Origin of the sequence: Amycolatopsis sp. 2-15 (assembly GCF_030285625.1) — a bacterium.
GTDB lineage: Bacteria > Actinomycetota > Actinomycetes > Mycobacteriales > Pseudonocardiaceae > Amycolatopsis > Amycolatopsis carbonis.
Genome location: NZ_CP127294.1, coordinates 8,428,323 through 8,444,486 on the forward strand (window position 1 = coordinate 8,428,323; position 16,164 = coordinate 8,444,486).

14 protein-coding genes are annotated in these 16,164 nt (G+C 71.7%); 8 read left to right on the forward strand and 6 right to left on the reverse strand.

What is annotated here, in order from left to right; genetic code table 11:
• Positions 1-29 precede the first annotated feature (29 nt).
• From QRX50_RS41715 to QRX50_RS41745, 7 genes are read left to right on the forward strand one after another with little or no spacing between them, the layout of a single operon-like run.
• The gene (locus QRX50_RS41715) at positions 30-1,076 is read left to right on the forward strand and encodes a phosphotransferase family protein (protein WP_285968590.1); all 1,047 of its coding nucleotides are present in this window, start codon (positions 30-32) and stop codon (positions 1,074-1,076) included.
• Entirely contained in the window at positions 1,077-2,294 is a 1,218-nt protein-coding gene (locus QRX50_RS41720) for an acyl-CoA dehydrogenase family protein (protein ID WP_285968591.1), read from the forward strand.
• Between the two features lies 1 nt (position 2,295).
• The gene (locus tag QRX50_RS41725; RefSeq protein ID WP_285968592.1) at positions 2,296-3,078 is read left to right on the forward strand and encodes an enoyl-CoA hydratase/isomerase family protein; all 783 of its coding nucleotides are present in this window, start codon (positions 2,296-2,298) and stop codon (positions 3,076-3,078) included.
• 35 nt (positions 3,079-3,113) lie between these two features.
• Positions 3,114-4,754 (forward strand): L-lactate permease, encoded by a 1,641-nt coding sequence (locus QRX50_RS41730; protein ID WP_285968593.1) that lies wholly within the window; start codon positions 3,114-3,116, stop codon positions 4,752-4,754.
• Between the two features lie 22 nt (positions 4,755-4,776).
• Positions 4,777-6,870 carry an acetate--CoA ligase family protein gene (locus QRX50_RS41735; protein WP_285968594.1) on the forward strand — a complete coding sequence of 698 codons (2,094 nt, stop codon included), beginning with the start codon at positions 4,777-4,779 and terminating at the stop codon, positions 6,868-6,870.
• Positions 6,871-6,904: 34 nt separating this feature from the next.
• Complete coding sequence (locus QRX50_RS41740) at positions 6,905-8,143, forward strand: MFS transporter (RefSeq protein WP_285968595.1); 1,239 nt, start codon at positions 6,905-6,907, stop codon at positions 8,141-8,143.
• Positions 8,140-9,129: a cyclase family protein gene (locus tag QRX50_RS41745; RefSeq protein ID WP_285968596.1), complete on the forward strand. Its 990-nt coding sequence runs from the start codon at positions 8,140-8,142 to the stop codon at positions 9,127-9,129. The genes QRX50_RS41740 and QRX50_RS41745 overlap by 4 nt, the downstream gene beginning before the upstream one ends.
• 61 nt (positions 9,130-9,190) lie before the next feature.
• Here QRX50_RS41745 and QRX50_RS41750 read toward each other — a convergent pair whose 3' ends face one another.
• Entirely contained in the window at positions 9,191-10,168 is a 978-nt protein-coding gene (locus QRX50_RS41750; protein WP_285968597.1) for an AraC family transcriptional regulator, read from the reverse strand.
• 99 nt (positions 10,169-10,267) lie between these two features.
• On the opposite strand from QRX50_RS41750, the gene QRX50_RS41755 reads away from it, so the two are divergent.
• Positions 10,268-11,902 (forward strand): AMP-binding protein, encoded by a 1,635-nt coding sequence (locus QRX50_RS41755; RefSeq protein WP_285968598.1) that lies wholly within the window; start codon positions 10,268-10,270, stop codon positions 11,900-11,902.
• A 15-nt stretch (positions 11,903-11,917) separates the two neighbouring features.
• Here QRX50_RS41755 and QRX50_RS41760 read toward each other — a convergent pair whose 3' ends face one another.
• The 5 genes from QRX50_RS41760 to QRX50_RS41780 are packed head-to-tail and all read right to left on the reverse strand — an operon-like array spanning position 11,918 to position 16,032.
• Entirely contained in the window at positions 11,918-12,370 is a 453-nt protein-coding gene (locus tag QRX50_RS41760) for an ATP-binding protein (protein ID WP_353074054.1), read from the reverse strand.
• Between the two features lie 2 nt (positions 12,371-12,372).
• Positions 12,373-12,747: an STAS domain-containing protein gene (locus tag QRX50_RS41765; RefSeq protein ID WP_285968599.1), complete on the reverse strand. Its 375-nt coding sequence runs from the start codon at positions 12,745-12,747 to the stop codon at positions 12,373-12,375.
• Positions 12,748-12,794: 47 nt separating this feature from the next.
• Positions 12,795-13,232: a response regulator gene (locus QRX50_RS41770; protein WP_285968600.1), complete on the reverse strand. Its 438-nt coding sequence runs from the start codon at positions 13,230-13,232 to the stop codon at positions 12,795-12,797.
• Positions 13,229-14,827, reverse strand: coding sequence for a sensor histidine kinase (locus QRX50_RS41775; RefSeq protein WP_285968601.1), 1,599 nt, complete (start codon positions 14,825-14,827; stop codon positions 13,229-13,231). The genes QRX50_RS41770 and QRX50_RS41775 overlap by 4 nt, the downstream gene beginning before the upstream one ends.
• Positions 14,824-16,032, reverse strand: coding sequence for a PP2C family protein-serine/threonine phosphatase (locus tag QRX50_RS41780; RefSeq protein ID WP_285968602.1), 1,209 nt, complete (start codon positions 16,030-16,032; stop codon positions 14,824-14,826). Before QRX50_RS41780 ends, QRX50_RS41775 begins: the two co-directional genes overlap by 4 nt.
• Between the last annotated feature and the right edge of the window lie 132 nt (positions 16,033-16,164).

Consider the following 16,164-nt stretch of genomic DNA (forward strand, 5'->3'; position numbering starts at 1 on the left):
TATCGCCCTCAGTGGTCAGGAGGTTGAACGTGGCGAACCAGGAGCCGCCGGGCGTCGACATACCGGCGCTCACGAGGTGGCTGGAAGGCCAGGGCAGCACCGTCGAACCACCGCTGGCGGTGACGACGATCTCCGCCGGCCGGTCGAACCTCACCTACTCCGTGCGCGACGCCGCCGGCGCCCACTACGTGCTGCGCCGGCCGCCGTTGGGTGCGCTGGAGTCCGGCGCACACGACGTCGGCCGCGAGCGGCACATCCTCTCCGCGCTCAGCACCACCACGGTCCCGGTCCCGGCACCTGTCGCGGAGTGCACCGATCCCGCTGTGCTCGGCGCGCCGTTCTTCCTGATGGACTTCGTGCCCGGCCGGACACTGAGCCCGGACACCGCCGCGGCGCTGTCCCCCGAGGTCAAGCGCACGATCGGCCGCCGCCTGCCCGAGGTCCTCGCCCAGCTGCACGCCCTGGACGTCACCGAGATCGGCCTGGGTGACCTGCGCCGGGACCGCGGCTACGTCGAACGCCAGCTGCGCCGCTGGCAGCGGCAGTTCGACGCGCTGGACCTCCCTTCCGCCAGCCCGCTGCGCGCCGTCGCCGACCGGCTCGCCGCCCGCGTCCCGAAGCCGCAGGGCACCTCGCTGCTGCACGGCGACTACAAGGCGGAGAACGTGCTGCTCACCGCCGAAGGCGACGTGGCGGCAGTGCTCGACTGGGAGCTCGCCTCCGTCGGCGACCCGCTCGCCGACCTGGGCTGGCTGCTCGTGTGGTGGGCCCTTCCGGACAACCCCGGCAAGTGGATCTCCCCGCCCGCGACGCTCGCCGGGGGCTTCCCCGGCCACGCCGACCTCGTCAGCGCCTACGCCGCGCGGTCCCCCCTCGACGTTTCCGAGCTGCCGTACTACGTCGCGTTCTCCTACTGGCGCCTGTCGTGCATCAACACCACGACCCGCGCGCGCTTCGTCGCCGGCGTGATGGGCGACAAGGAACTGGACCTGGCCGCGCTCGACGAACAAGTCGAGTGGCAGCTGGCCGAAGCGCTGCGGTCACTGGCCCCCGCAAACCGAACCCCGGAGCACTGAATGGATTTCTCGCTGTCCCCGCAGGCGACCGAGCGCCTGGCCCAGGTCCGCGCCTTCATGGCGGAGCTGGTCTACCCCGCCGAGCCGGTGTACGCGCAGCAGCGCGAGGAGCTGATCGCCGCAGGCCGCACCCACGACGTGCCCCAGGTCCTGGAAGACCTCATCGCGGCGGCGCGGGAGCGCGGGCTGTGGAACCTGTTCCTGCCCGACGAGTCCCACCTGACCAATGTGGACTACGCCGTGCTCGCGGAGGAGACCGGCCGCTCGCCGTTCATCGCCCCCGCGGCCATGAACTGCCTGTCGCCCGACAGCGGCAACATGGAGCTGCTGCACCTGTTCGCCACCGAAGAGCAGCGCGAACGCTGGCTGAACCCCTTGCTGGACGGCACCATCCGCTCCGGCTTCTCGATGACCGAACCCGACGTGGCCTCCTCCGACGCCACCAACATCGCCACCTCGATCGTGCGTGACGGCGACGAGTACGTGATCAACGGCCGCAAGTGGTTCACCACCGGCGCCGCCGACCCGCGCTGCCGGCTGCTGATCGTGCTGGGCAAGAGCGACCCCGACGCGCCGAAGCACCGGCAGCACTCCATGGTCCTCGTGCCCATCGACACCCCGGGCGTGAAGGTCGAACGCGCGCTGCCGGTGTTCGGCTTCCGGGACCAGCAAGGACATTGCGAGATCAGCTACACCGACGTCCGCGTGCCGGTGAGCAATCTCCTCGGTGAGCAGGGCGGCGGGTTCGCCGTCGCGCAGGCCCGGCTGGGCCCCGGCCGGATCCACCACTGCATGCGGGCGATCGGCATGGCCGAGCGCGCGCTGGAGCTCGCCTGCAAACGCGCCTTGTCGCGCACCGCGTTCGGCGGCCCGCTGGCCGACCAGGGGGTGGTCCGCCAGCAGATCGCCGAGTCACGCATGGAGATCGACCAGGCCCGGCTGCTGGTGCTGCGCACCGCGTGGCTGATCGACGAGGTGGGCGTGCGGGGCGCGCGCTCGGACATCGCCGCCATCAAGGTCGTCGCGCCGCGGGCCGCGCTGAGTGTGCTCGACCGCTCGATCCAGATCCACGGCGCCGCCGGCGTGACCGACGACCTGCCCCTCGCCGAGATCTGGAGCCGCGCGCGCACGCTGCGCATCGTCGACGGCCCGGACGAGGTGCACGTCCGCACCGTCGCCCGCCAGGAGCTCAAGCGTTACCAGACGAAGGAACACTGACGTGGCGGATCTGGAGTTCGAGGTCACCGACGGCGTCGGGACCATCCTGCTGAACCGGCCCGAGCGCAAGAACGCGTTCACGCTCGCCATGCTCGAGCAGTGGGTGCGGATCATCGAGGACGCGCGCACCGACGACGCGATCCGCGTGCTGGTGGTCACCGGCGCCGGCGGCGCGTTCTGCTCGGGTGTGGACCTCGGCGTGTTCGACGACGAGACCCGCACCCCGCTCAAGGACAAGACGCTGCTCACCGATCGCGTGCACCGGATCGCGTACGCGCTCGAGGACTTCGACAAGCCGGTGATCGCCGCGGTCGACGGCGTCGCGGTGGGCGCGGGCATGGACTTCGCGCTCATGGCCGACATCCGCGTCGCGTCGGCGTCGGCGCGGTTCTCCGAAGGCTACGTGCGCGTCGGCCTCGTGCCCGGCGACGGCGGCTGTTATCTGCTGCCCCGGCTCGTCGGAATGTCCCGCGCGCTGGAACTGCTGTGGACGGGCGACTGGGTGGGCGCCGACGAAGCCGAACGCATCGGCCTGGTCAACCACGTCTACCCCGACGCCGAGTTCGCCGAGCGGACCCGCGAGTTCGCCGCCAAGCTCGCCGCCGGGCCCCCGCTCGCCCTGCGCACCATCAAGCGCGCCACCTACCAGAGCAGCCGCACGGACCTGCGGACCGCACTGGACCTCATCTCGTCCCACCAGGCCGTGATCCAGTCCACTCGCGACTCCGCGGAGGCCCTGGCCGCCTTCCGGGAGAAGAGAACCCCGGTTTTCGAAGGCCGCTGATCCCACCGGCCCCGGTCCCCTTCTGGAGAACAACGTTGTTCACACAGCTCCTCGTCCCCGTCGGCGGCTCGCTGACCCTGTCCGCCCTCCTGGCGGCGATCCCCCTCCTACTCCTGATCGTGCTCCTCGGCGTGTTCAAAACGCCCGCGCGGATCGCGGCGCCGATCTCGCTCGTCGCGGCGCTGGTCGTCGGCATCGTCGCGTTCCGCCTCCCGGCGTCCGTCGGACTCTCCGGTGCCGCCGAAGGCATCGTCTACGGGATCTTCCCGATCCTCTGGGTCGCGATCAACGCGATCTGGCTGCACAAAGTCACTGAACTGCGCGGGCATTCGGAGGCACTGCGCACGGCCTTCACGCGCGTCAGCGACGACCGCCGCGTGCAGGCGATCCTGGTCGCCTTCTGCTTCGGTGCCGCACTGGAAGGCCTGGCCGGCGGCGGTGCGCCGGTGGCGATCTGCGCCGTGATCCTCATGGCGCTGGGGCTGTCGCCGATCAAGGCCGCCGCCGCGTGCCTCATCGCGGACACCTCACCCGTCGCGTTCGGGGCACTCGGCCAGCCCATCGACGTGCTCGCCACGCAGACCGGCCTGCCCGTGCACGACCTGGCGGTGATGATCGGCCGCCAGACACCGCTGCTGGCGCTGTTCATCCCGCTGGTCCTCGTGTTCGTGGTCGACGGGAAGACCGGGCTCAAGCAGCGCTGGGGCGTCGCGCTCGCGGCCGGTGCCTCGTTCGCCGCGGTCCAGTGCGCGGCATCGGTGTTCCTGACACCGGCGCTCGTGGACACCGTCGCGGCCGTCGTGTCCGGTGTGGTCACGGTGCTCGCCGCGCGGGCAGGCCGGGTCACCACCACCGCGGTCCGGCAGCGCGCGACGGTGCCGGCGGGTGCCGGCGGCTTCGCCACCCCGCCGGCCGATGAGTCCACTGTGGACCACAAAGAACCGCCCGTGCTCGCCGCGCTGGCACCGTACCTGCTGATCGTCGCCGTGGTGGTCATCGCGAACCTGCCCGGGATATCGGACCTGATCGCGTCGCTCACCACCAAGGTCCACTGGCCCGGAGCCGACGTGCTCAGCTCCGAAGGCAAGCCCTTGACCATCTCGAAAATCAGCTTCGCGTGGGTCGGGGCGCCCGGTTCGCTCGTGCTCATCGCCGGGCTCCTGAGCCTGCCGATCCTGGGTGTCGGGCCCGGGCGCGCGGCGCGCGTGTGGCTGGCCAACCTGTGGCAGCTGCGCTGGGCGATCTTCACCGTGTGCTGCGTGATCGCGCTGAGCTACGTGATGAACCTGTCCGGCCAGACCACCACGCTCGGCGTCTGGCTCGCCGGCGCCGGGGCGGCGTTCCCGTTGGTGTCGCCGGTGATCGGCTGGATCGGCACCGTGCTGACCGGGTCCGACACCTCCAGCAACACCCTGTTCGGTCTGCTGCAGTACACCACCGCCCACCATGCGGGCCTGTCCGACGTGCTGCTCACCTCCGCCAACAGCAGCGGCGGGGTCGTCGGCAAGGCGGTCTCGCTGCAGAACCTGGCGATCGCCGCGGTCGCCGTCGGGCTCGGCGGCAAGGAGGGCGTGCTCTTCCGCCGGACGATCGGCTGGACGGTCGTGATGGTCGTGGTGCTGTCCGTCCTCGTCTACCTGCAATCCACCCCTGTGCTCGGCTGGCTGGTTCCCTGACCGGCCTGAAAGGACCCTTTTGATGCCCGTTGACTCCGGTGGCCACTGGGCGTGCCGCCTGCTGCACCCCCGCTCGGTCGCGATCGTCGGCGCGTCCGCGCGGGCCGGGAGCCTCGCCGCGCAGGCGCTGGCCAACCTGCGGGACTTCGGTTACGGGGGCCGCATCCTGCCCGTGAACGCGAAGTACGGCGAGCTCGACGGCCTGCTGTGTTACCCGTCGCTCGACGCCGCGCCGGGCCCGGTCGACCTCGCGCTGATCCTGGTACCCGCGGCCGCGGTGCCGGGCGCGATCGACGACTGCGTGCGCGCCGGCGTCGGGACGGCGGTGGTGTTCTCGTCGGGCTTCGGCGAACTCGGCGCCGAAGGGCTCGAAGTCCAGCGGCTGATGGCCGAGGCCGCGCGGGCCGGAGGCGTGCGCCTGCTCGGGCCGAACTGCCAGGGGCTGATCTACCGGCCCGCCGGCCTGGTCGCGACCTTCAGCGAGGCCGCGCAAGCGGGGCTCGGCGACTCGAGCGGTATCGCCTACGTGGGCCAGAGCGGTGCGATCGGCGGATCTTTCCTCGGGCTCGCCAGGGAACGCGGCATCGGGCTCACCGCGTGGGCGAGCAGCGGCAACCAGGCCGACCTCGGCGTGGCCGACCTCGCCGCCGGATTCCTGGAGGAGGACGAGATCCGCGTCGTCGCAATGTACCTGGAGGCGATCCCGCCGGGTGCGCAGTGGCGGCAGCTCACCGCGCGGGCCCGGCAGCTCGGCAAGAACCTCGTGGTGCTGCGTTCCGGGCGCTCCGACGCCGGGCGGCGCGCGGCCGCGTCACACACCGGCGCCATGATCGGGCCGGACACGGCGTTCGAGCTGGTGTCGGCCGAGCACGGCGTGATCGGCGTGACCGACGTCGATCAGCTGCTGGACACCGTGGTGGAGCTGGCCGCGCGCAAACCCGTGCGCGGGCCGGGCGTCACCGTCGTCACGAGCTCCGGCGGGGCCGGCGGGATCGCGGCCGACTGGCTGGACGGGGCCGGCCTTCAGACCGGTGAACTGGCCGCGGAGACGCGCCGGGAGATCGCGAAGTTCATCCCGGCGTACGGCTCCACGAGCAATCCCGTGGACGTGACCGCTCAGCTGTTCGCACAGGACGACGACTCGGTGTTCCACGTGTGCCGGACGATCCTCGACGATCCGGGCACCGACGTGCTGATGATGATCATGACGAACGTGACGGGCGCCCGCGCGGCACGCGTGGCCCGCCAGCTCGTGGCGGCGGCCGAGAGCTCGCCCAAACCCCTGGGCGTGGCGTGGCTCGCGGACGGCAACCAGATCACCGAGGCGACGAAGATCCTGCGGGAGCACCACGTTCCGCTCCACGATTCGATCGGGCGCAAGGCCCATGTGTGGGCCCGGCTGTACCGGGCCCACACGGCCCGGTCGCCGGTGCGGCCGGCGCCGCTGACCGGCGTCGTCCCGGGCACGGGCGTGCTCACCGAAGCCGCGGGCGCACCCCTGCTCGACGCGCTGGGGGTGCCCCGGCCCGAAGGCGTGCTCGTGACGAGCGCGGAAGAAGCCGCCGAAGCGGCGGCACGCCTCGGCGGCCGCGTGGTGCTCAAGGCGCAGTCCCCTGCCATCACGCACAAGTCCGAGGTCGGCGGAGTGCGGGTCGGTGTCACGGACGCCGCGAGCGCGTACCGGGAAATGGTCGACGCCGTGCACGCGGCGCGGCCGGACGCCGTGCTCGACGGAATCCTCGTGCAGCGCATGGTTCCGCCGGGGATCGAGCTCCTCGTCGGCGTCGAAGGCGCCGCCGACGGCTACCCGCCCGTCGTGACCGTCGGCTTCGGCGGGGTGACGGCCGAGGTCTACCAGGACGTGGTCACCGCGCTGGCCCCGCTGTCGTCACCCGACGCGCGGGAGCTGCTCACCCGGCTGCGCGGCGCACCGCTGCTTCGCGGCTACCGCGGACGGCCGGGAGCCGACGTGGATGCCGTGGCCGCCGCCGTGTCGGCGCTCTCCCGCTACGCGGCCGGTCTCGGCGACCGGCTCGCCGAGCTCGAGATCAACCCGCTCATCGCGCACCCGAACGGGGTCAGCGCAGCCGACCTGGTGCTGCGCTTCACCGACTGATCCGCCCCGACGCTTCGAGAAGGAATGGTCAACGATGTCCGTCCTCACCAAAGTTCCCCCACTCACCCTCGACCGTCCGCAACGCCGGGTCTTCTGGGCCACGTTCGCGGGCTGGGGCCTCGACGGGTTCGACTACATGCTCTACACGCTGGCCATCGGCGCCGTGAGCATCGCGTTCGGCCTCAACCACGAACAAGCGGGCCTCATCGGCACGGTCACGCTGCTGTTCTCCGCGTTCGGCGGCATCGTCGCCGGGACGCTGTCCGACCGGTTCGGGCGCGTCCGCATCCTGGCCGCGGCGATCTTCCTGTACTCGTTGTTCACGGCCTTGTCGGGAATCGCGAGCAGTTTTCCCGAACTGCTCGTGTACCGCGCCGTCGAGGGCTTGGGTTTCGGCGGTGAGTGGGCCGTCGGTGCGGTGCTCATCTCGGAGGCCATCCCGGCGAAGAAACGCGGTGCGGTAGCCGGGTTCATCCAGGGCGCGTGGTCGTTCGGCTGGGCCCTGGCGGTGATCGCGTCGGTGCTGATCCTGCCGAACTTCGGTGAGCTCGGCTGGCGCATGATGTTCTGGGTCGGGCTGATCCCGGCGGTGATCGTGATCTACATCCTGCGCAAGGTGCCCGAATCCCCGGTGTGGCTGGAGGCGCGCCGGACCCGCGCGGCCAAGACGCCGATCAGCCTCGGGCTCATCTTCAAGCGCAGGATCCTGCGGTACACGATCCTGGCGACGCTGCTGTCGATCGGCATGCAAAGCGGGTATTACGCGATCTTCACCTGGCTTCCGACCTACCTGTCGGAGAGCCGGGGCCTGAGTGCCGTCGGCGCGGCGGGCTACCTCGTGTTCGTGATCGCAGGGTCCTTCCTGGGGTACGTGGCCGCAGGCTTCGCCAACGACCGGTTCGGCCGCAAACCCACGTTCGCCGTGTTCGGGGTCCTCAGCGCGGTGACGGTGGTGGTCTACGCCTACGCGAACATCCCGGCGGGGCTGGTGATCTACGTCGGGTTCCCACTGGGGTTCTTCGGGTCCGGCATCATCAGCGGCTTCGGTCCGTTCCTCGCGGAGCTGTTCCCCAGCGAGATGCGCGGCGCCGGGCAGGGCTTCTGCTACAACGTGGGCCGCGGCGTGGCCGCGCTGGCACCGGCCGTGGTCGGCGCGCTGGCCGGCAGTTACGGCCTGGGGACCGGGATCTCGGTGTTCGCGGCCAGCGCCTACGGTCTGTTCCTGATCGCGCTGGTGTTCCTGCCCGAAACCCGCGGCCGGGAGCTCGCGTGAGCGCGCGGAAGGAGAACGACGTGCCCGTCCCGAGCTACCGCGACCTGTGCGCCAGGACCGACGCCCCGGCCGGTTCCAGCTGGGGTGTGTTCGAGCGGACGCCCGAACGCGGGATGGCGAACTTCGCGCAGGCGTCGCAAGTGGTGTCGGCAGCGGGCCTCGTGCGCCACGGCACGGTGTTCAACCTCGACTACCCGCTCGACGCGTTCGACCCGTCGGTGGTCTGGCGGAGGCCGCCGGAGCAGACGATCACGTCCTCGCACGCCGACCAGCGAGACGACTACGTCGACCACCTGTGGCTGCAGGCGAGCTCCCATGTGGACGGACTGCGCCACCGCCGCCACCACGAAGCCGGCTTCTACCAGGGCGTTCCCGACGCCGAGATCGTTGCCGGCACCCCAGCGCTGGGTGTCCAGCGGTGGGCCGAGGATCCGATTATCGGCCGCGGGGTGCTGGTGGACCTCGCGCGGTTCCGGGAGTCGCAGGGCTCGGGAATCGACCACGCGGCCGGTGAACCGCTGCCGCTGGGTCTCGTCGAGCAAACGCTGGCCTGGCAGGGCGTGACCCTGCGCGAGGGCGATCTCCTCCTGCTGCGCACCGGCTGGGCCGAATGGTATCTGTCCGAATTGGACACCGCCGGCCGCGAGGCGATCGGGAAGGCGAGCCGCTGCACGGGTCTCGCGCAGTCCCGCGACCTCCTCGCGTGGTTCTGGGACCACCGCCTGGCCCTCGTCGCCTCCGACACCTTCGCGTTGGAGGCAATGCCGCCGCCGCCGGACCCGCGGTTCGGCGGCCCCCACGAGTCCGGCATGGTGCACCAGGACCTCATCGGGCTCCTGGGCCTGCCCATCGGCGAGCAGTGGAAGCTCGACGCGCTGTCCGCCCACGCCGCCGGCACTGGTCGCCACACGTTCCTCGTGGTGGTCAAACCGCTGAACCTCGTCGGCGGCGTCGGCTCGCCGGCCAACGCGGTCGCGATCTGCTGACGCGTTTCCCGACGGTTCGTAAAGCACTCCTTCAGAGACTCTGATTCCCTCGAGGAGTCCTTCACAGGCCTTCACCGCGCAAGGTTTCCGACGGGCCACAGCCGTAGAGACGGCGATGTTCGGCAGAGAACCGCCCGGCGTTGCCGAAGCCCCACCGCGCCGCGACGGACGCCACCGTCGTCTCCTCCGGCGAGCGCTCACGCAGCTCGGCGTGCGCCCGGCGCAGCCGTGTCTCCCGCAGGTACGCCACGGGCGACGGCCGCCCCGCCCGGCTGAACGCGGCCTGCAGCCCGCGCACGCTCAGCCGCGCGGCGGCCGCAATCTCGAGCAGCCCGATGTCCTCGGCGGCGTTCAGCTCGATGAACGCCTCGGCGCGCCGCACGGCCGCCGGTGACACCCGGCCCGCCGGCTCGGTTTCCGGTTCGCCGACCGTGTTCGGGTACGCCTCCAGTAGCGCGGTCGCCGCGAGCCGGAACAGCTGCGCGGCGAGCAGTGGGCTGCCCGCCATCCCGTCGTCCGACCGCGTTTCCTCCAGCAGCAGCCGGGTCGCGGTATCCCACCGGCGCGCGGCGGCGGCCGACGCGGCGGCACCGAGCGCGAAGCGGACCGGCCGCGGTTCGTCCCACCCGCGCAGCTCGGCGGCGATCCGTTCGAGCCCGTCGCGGTCCAGCACGGTGTTGAGCACCTCGGCGCTGTCGTACCACCGCAGCTGGTACGAGCCGTACGCGTCCATCACCAGCGCGCCCGATCCGGCGCCGACCAGGCCCTCGGCGGTCGAGCGGACGGCGAAGCGGCCTTTGAGCGGACGCGTGACGAGCACGAAGTCGTCGAAGGGCACCGGGTCCACGCGCACCTCCGCCCCGCCGTACACGAGGTCGAACAGCCGCACCTTGGCGAAGCCGCGCGAGCTCTGCCGGCAGACGAACCCCCGCGCGCCGCCGACGAGGTCGAGCCGGTGCGGGCAGTAGACGTCGCTGAGCCGCGACCGCGCCTCGTCCGGATCGCGCGTGTCGACCTCGGGTTTCACGACCGCACCCATGGCCCGGCCCCCTTCGGCCGCTCTAGCGTCTTCCTGACGATCGTAAATTGTATTACAGTGGCGTTCTCTTGACGGCCGCCACGGGAGATGAGGTCAGCCGTGCAGCTCACGCCCAGTGCCCACTCGGATACGTTCTGCCGGGACAACTTGCCTCCCTTCGACCAGTGGCCGCACCTGCTCTTCGAGCTTCCCGAACTGCACTACCCCGATCGGCTCAACGCCGCAACCCGCCTGCTCGACGGAGCGGTCGCGCAATGGGGCCCCGACCGGCCCGCGGTGCTGTCGCCGACGAGCAGCTGGACCTACGGCGAGCTGCTCGCCCGCGCCAACCAGATCGCGGGCACGCTGGTCAGCCTCGGCGTGGTGCCGGGCAACCGCGTGCTGCTGCGCGGCCCGAACACGCCGTGGCTCGCCGCGTGCTGGCTCGGTGTGCTCAAGGCCGGCGCGGTCGCCGTGACCACGATGCCGATGCTGCGTACGCACGAGCTGACCAAGATCGTCGACGCGTCCTCTCCCGCCCTCGCGCTGGCCGACCACCGCTACACCGAGGACCTGCTGCCGTTCGCCCTGCCGTTGCTCGCCTTCGGCGGCGACTCCCCCGACGACCTCGCGGCCCGGTGCGAGACGCAGCCCCCCACGTTCGCCGACGTCGAGACGGCCGCCGACGACGTGGCGATCCTGGCCTTCACCTCCGGCACCACCGGGCGGCCCAAGGCCACCATGCACTTCCACCGCGACCTCATCGCCATCGCGGACACGTTCTCGCGCCACCTCGTGAAGCCCGAGCCCACCGACCTGTTCACGGGCACGCCACCGCTCGCGTTCACGTTCGGCCTCGGCGGGCTGCTCGTGTTCCCGCTGCACGCGGGCGCGGCCACGCTGCTGGTCGAGCGCGCGACCCCGCTGGAGCTGGCCGACCTCGCGGCGGCCCACGGCGTCACGGTGCTGTTCACCGCCCCCACGGCCTACCGCGCGATCCTCGCCTCCGACCGAAGAGCCTCGCTCTCAGCGCTGCGCCGCGCGGTCTCGGCGGGTGAGGCGCTGCCCGAGAGCGTGGCCGTCGACTTCCACGAGGCCACCGGCCGCCGGCTCATCGACGGCATCGGCAGCACGGAAATGCTGCACGTGTTCATCTCCGCGGCCGACGAGGACACCCGCCCGGGCTCCACCGGCCGCGCCGTACCGGGGTTCCGCGCGCGGATCGTGGACGACGAGGGCCGCCCGGTGCCCGACGGCACGCCCGGCCGGCTCGCCGTGCAGGGCCCCACGGGCTGCCGCTACCTCGCCGACGACCGCCAGACCGTGTTCGTGGAGGACGGCTGGAACCTCACCGGCGACACGTATGTGCGCGACACCGACGGCTACTTCCACTACCGCGCTCGCAGCGACGACATGATCGTGTCTTCGGGCTATAACATCGCCGGCCCTGAGGTCGAGGAAGTCCTCCTGGCCCACCCCGACGTGCTGGAGTGCGCGGTGGTCGCCGCGCCGGACGAGGCGCGCGGGTCGATCGTGGCGGCCTACGTGGTGCTGCGCGAAGGCGCGGACAGCGGCGCCGCGATGGTCAAACAACTGCAGGACTTCGCGAAATCCGTTGCGGCGCCGTACAAGTACCCGCGGCGGGTCGAGTTCGTGACCGAGTTGCCGCGCAACCCCAGCGGCAAGGTGCAACGGTTCCTCCTGCGCCGCCGGGCGGCCGGGCAGTCCACGCAACCGCAGCCCGCCAGCCCCTGAGCGGGGCCGAGCCCGTCAGTGCGACCGGGCGGGGATCAGGTTCCACCCGAGGGTGACCACGGTGCCGTCCGCGCCGGGCGTGATGTCGGCGTGGTCGGCGCTCGCCCGCAGCAGCAGAAGCCCCCGGCCGCGCAGCGACACGGGGTTCGGGTCGTCGACCGGCGCGCGCCAATGCCCGTGGTCGGTGATCACGACCTCGACGCGGTCCGGCCGCACCACGGCTTCGAGGTCGAGCAGACCCCGCCCGTCGCCGCCGTAGGCGTGGTCCGCGACGTTGGCCAGCGCTTCGTAGCTGGCGAGCACGATGTCCTGGGCCCGGTCCTCAGGCACGCCCGCCGCGCGCACCCACGCCGTGAGCCGGTGGCGCAGCGCCCGCAGGGCACCCGGCTCGGCCACGACGTCGCGGCAGCTCAGCGGGGTCCCGCCCGGCTGGATGTCCTCGGACGGGTTGTCTTCGGGCAGGGCCACGCTCAGACCTCCGTTCCCGAAGCGAGCGCCTCGTCGACGGTGGTGAACAGGCCGATCCACGTGTCGAGCCCGGTGCTGGTGAGCGGCCGCGTCGTGATGTGCGACGTGCTGACCACGCGCAGCCCCCGCTCCCCCAGCCGCTGGTGCGCCGCGGCCAGCACCTGGAGCCCGGCCGAGCTGAGGAAGGTGACCTTGCGCAGGTCGACCACGAGCGCCTCGGGGCTCTCGTCGACCACGCCGGTCACGATCTCGTCGAGCTCGGGCGCGGTGACGAGGTCGATCTCGCCCGCGACGGTCACCACGGCGGCCCGCTCGTGCCACCGCACCGTGACCAGCAGGTCGCCGGATTCGGGCACATCCCGGGGAGAAGACGTCACGAGATCCCATCGTGCAGGATCGCCGCCGAGCGCGCCACTGCCGGCGCTCAGCGCGGCAGCTTCACGACGGTGACGAAGAAGTCGTCGATCTGGCGCACGACCTCCACGAACCGGTCGAAGTCCACGGGCTTGGTCACGTACGCGTTGGCGTGGAGGTCGTAGCTGCGCAGGATGTCCTCCTCCGCCTCCGACGTCGTCAGCACGACGACCGGGATGCTGCGCAGCTCCGGCGTCGCCTTGACCTCGGCGAGCACCTCGCGCCCGTCCTTGCGGGGCAGGTTGAGGTCCAGCAGGATCAGGCCCGGGCGCGGCGCGTCGGCGTACTGGTCCTCGCGGCGCAGGAACTGCAGGGCCTCGACCCCGTCGGCCACCACGTAGAGCGCGTTGCGGATCTTGTGGTGCTCGAAGGCCTCCTGCGTCATCAGCACGTCGCCGGGGTCGTCCTCGACGAGCAGAATGTCGATGGGGGCCATGGTTTCGGTCATGCGTCCTCGTTCCCGGTTCGGGTCTCGATCAGGGGCTCGGTCTGCTCGGTCTCCCCGGTTTCCGCCTCGGGCGCCGGATCGAGCACGGGCAGGGTGAAGTGGAAGCAGCTGCCTTCGGTCACGTCGGTGTCGAGCCAGATGCGGCCGCCGTGGAACTCCACGATCTTGCGGCACATCGCGAGCCCGATCCCGGTGCCACCGTAGGCCGACTTGCTGTGCAGCCGCTGGAAGATCACGAAGATCCGCTCCGCGTACTGCTCTTCGATGCCGATCCCGTTGTCCGACACGGAGAACACCCACTCTTCGCCCTGGCGCTCGGCGGTCGCGCGGACGACGGGCGGGGCTTCGCCGTGGAACTTGAGCGCGTTGTTGACCAGGTTCTGAAACACGGCCGTGAGCAACGGCCCCTCGCCCCGCACCTCGGGCAGCTCGCCGCGCTCGACGCGCGCGCCGGTCTCTTCGATCACGGGCTCGAGGTTGCCGAGCGCGTCGGCGAGCAGCTTCCCGGTGTCCACCACGGTCAGCTCTCCCGCGCGGCGGCCCACGCGGGAGAAGGAGAGCAGGTCGTTGATGAGGTTCTGCATGCGCTTGGCGCCGTCGACGGCGAAGGCGATGTACTGCTCGCCGCGTTCGTCGAGCTGGCCCTTGTAACGACGTTCGAGCAGCTGGCAGAAGCTCGCCACCTTGCGCAGCGGCTCCTGCAGGTCGTGCGAAGCGACGTACGCGAACTGCTCGAGGTCCGAATTGGACCGTTCGAGCTCCTGCGTGCGGGTGTCGAGCAGCTCGTGCGCGTGTTCCAGTTCGCTGACCTCGCCGACGATCCGCAGGCGCATCGCGTCGACGTCGGCGCCGAGCTCCACCAGCTCGCGCGGACCGCTGCCGTGCACGGGCCGGTGGATGTCGTCGGCGTCGGACACCGCGCGGACCTCGGAGGCCAGCCGCGTGATCGGCCCCGTGATCACACGGCGCAGCCAGACCCACAGCAGCACGAACAGGATCACCACTAGCCCGGCGATCACGAGCAGCAGCACCGTGAGCTGGGTGGCGGCGCCGTTCAGGTCGACCCGGCCGGAGTCCCGCGCGGCGGACAGGTGCGCGGACAGCGTGTCGAGGGTGGCCCGGACCTGGTCGAACAACGTCTTGCCGGCGTCGGCCGCGCCGGGCCCGGGCGGCGGAGCTCCGGGTGACGCCGGCTTCGTGACCGCGTCCTGCCACGCGCCCGCCGCCCGCAGCACGGACTCGAGGTCGTCGCCGATCCGGGTACCAGGCAGCGCGCCGAGGCGGCGCAGCTCGGCCACGGCGGCGGCCTGCTGCGCGCGGCCCGCCAGGTAGGGGTCGAGGAAATCGCGTTGCCCGGTGAGCAGGAACCCGCGGATGCCGGTCTCCTGGTTCAGCAGCGCCTGCGACAGCGCGTTGGCCTGCAGCAGCTGCGGGCCGCTCTGGTCGAGCAGGCGTGTGCGGGCGTCGTTGAGGTTGCCCACCGCGAGGACGCCGCCGGCGACCGCCGCCAGCAGGAGCACCACCTCGACGAGGCCGACCACCGAGACCCAGCGGCGGATCGGCCAGTGCGGCTGTGCTCGGACGGACCGGCTCATCGCACGGCCCCCTCACGACCTTGGAGGTGCGTGAGCATGGTGAGGGCGACGTCGTCGTCGAGCGGGCCGGCGTTGAGCTCCTCGACGCGGGTGATGAGCCGGTCGAGCACCACGCCGTGGCCGGTGTCCGGGCCGGCCTCGCGCAGGAGCGCGACGAGCAAGCGCGCCATCTCCTCGTGCCCGAGGCGCTCCGCTCCGCCACCGACGCGGCCCTCGAAGATGCCGTCGGTGTAGAGCACGAGCGACCAGCCGGGCTCGAGGTCGACGTCCAGCGGGTCCCAGCGCGCGTCCGGGACCACGCCGAGCGGCACGCCCAGCTTGTCACCGGGCAGCAGACGGCCGATGCCGTCGCGGCTGATCAGCAGCGGGGGCGGGTGGCCGGCGAGGCTCATCCGCGCCGACCGGCGGTCGGGGGCGACGACGACCGCGCACAGCGTCGCGAACAGCGGGCGGATCCGCTCGTGCACGAGGACGCGCTCGACCGTCGCGAGCACGCCGGCCATCGGCAGGCCGGCGAGCACCAGCGCGCGCCACGCGATGCGCAGCGCGACGCCGAGGGCGGCCTCGTCCGGGCCGTGGCCGCAGACGTCGCCGATCATCAGGTGCACGGTGCCGTCGGTGAGCTCCACGGCGTCGTAGAAGTCGCCGCCCAGCAGTGAGCCGTTGCGGCCCGGGCGGTACTTCGACGCCAGCTCCAGGTGCGGGTCGGCGAGCAGCGGGGTGGGCAGCAGGCCGCGTTCCAGGCGCGAGTTCTCGCTGGCCAGCAGCTGCTGCTGCAGCAACTGATGCTCCACCTGCTCGGTGCGCTTGCGTTCCCACGCGTAGCGCAGCGCCTTGCCCAGCAGCGGGCCGTCGACCTGGTTCTTGCCGAGGTAGTCCTGGGCACCCGCGGCGACGGCGGCGACCCCGGTGGTCTCGTCGTTCTGCCCGGTCAGCACCACCACGGCGGTGCCGGGCGCGTGCTGGCGCAGCCGCGTGAGCCCGGTGAGGCCCATGGCGTCCGGGAGCTGGAGGTCGAGCAGGATGCAGTCGGCCACGACCGGGCCCTTGAGCGCCTCGGCGAGCGTGCGCGCCCGGGCGAGGGTGGCCGGCACCGCGGCGTCGGCGAGCAGCTCTTCCACGATCAGGGCGTCGCCGTCGTCGTCTTCGATCAGGAGCACGCGCAACCGCGAACCCGGCGCGGCCGGATCGGCTCTGGGGACCACCGGGGAGGTGTCCCGCTCCAATGCGTTCGACAGAACAACCAGCCTTTCGGGACGCGTGCCGTGCCCGACACCACCCTCGTGCGCAGGGTCAAGGCAACACGTAGGAGAGCCCTGGCACGGACGAATCCGTAC

Coding starts and splice junctions, on each gene's coding strand:
- QRX50_RS41720 (WP_285968591.1), top strand. CDS start 1,077: ATGGATTTCTCGCTGTCCCCGCAGGCGACCGAGCGCCTGGCCCAGGTC.
- QRX50_RS41735 (WP_285968594.1), top strand. CDS start 4,777: ATGCCCGTTGACTCCGGTGGCCACTGGGCGTGCCGCCTGCTGCACCCC.
- QRX50_RS41740 (WP_285968595.1), top strand. CDS start 6,905: ATGTCCGTCCTCACCAAAGTTCCCCCACTCACCCTCGACCGTCCGCAA.
- QRX50_RS41750 (WP_285968597.1), bottom strand. CDS start 10,168: ATGGGTGCGGTCGTGAAACCCGAGGTCGACACGCGCGATCCGGACGAG.
- QRX50_RS41770 (WP_285968600.1), bottom strand. CDS start 13,232: ATGACCGAAACCATGGCCCCCATCGACATTCTGCTCGTCGAGGACGAC.
- QRX50_RS41775 (WP_285968601.1), bottom strand. CDS start 14,827: ATGAGCCGGTCCGTCCGAGCACAGCCGCACTGGCCGATCCGCCGCTGG.